The organism is Flavobacterium sp. UGB4466, assembly GCF_903469665.1.
In the GTDB taxonomy this organism is placed as follows: domain Bacteria; phylum Bacteroidota; class Bacteroidia; order Flavobacteriales; family Flavobacteriaceae; genus Flavobacterium; species Flavobacterium lipolyticum.
The window spans coordinates 1-542 of sequence record NZ_CAGKLC010000267.1 but is presented as its reverse complement, the minus strand read 5'-3'; the positions used below and the strand labels follow the sequence as shown (position 1 = coordinate 542).

The window sequence follows — 542 nt, the reverse complement described above, 5'->3', positions numbered from 1 at the left end:
TCAATTGTAGTAGGCCGGCTTTCTGCATTGGGAAAAGCATAATTATCGTAATAAGTAACCGTTAAAAGCTTAAAATTGGTCGGAGCAATGTCATTACTATAATATACCGGGATGTTGTCTATCGTTCCTGAGGTCTTTTTCGTTTCAAATATAATATTGGCTGTATTTTGGGTGTCCTGCAGTGCTTTTCTGGTCACCGCATTGGAAGGCTGACTACTCCAACCCGTATAAACAGGTCTGCCAAAAGCATCGTATTTGGTAATGAGCCAGCCTTCGGTGTTTTCGTCTTTAAAAGGTGAGAAAGCCGGTCCTGTGGCTACGGGACGATCGAGTTTGTCGTACACGATAAACTCCCATTGTTTTCCGGGCAGTTTTTTCACGACCAGACGATTGCGGTAGTCGTATTTGTATTGGTAACACAAACCGTTTAAAATCTCGTCACTGACTGTCCCCGATACTTTTGGGGGTACTACATAAGTCAGGTTCCCATAAATATCGTAAACGTAGTAGGTATCGTGTCGGTTGCCTGAATTGTAGGTTCT

Annotated in this window: 1 pseudogene; it reads right to left on the bottom strand. The window is 43.0% G+C overall.

The annotated features are described in order from the left end of the window. Positions 1-542 (bottom strand): annotated as a pseudogene (locus tag JO950_RS21990) (RHS repeat-associated core domain-containing protein); the annotation flags it as partial.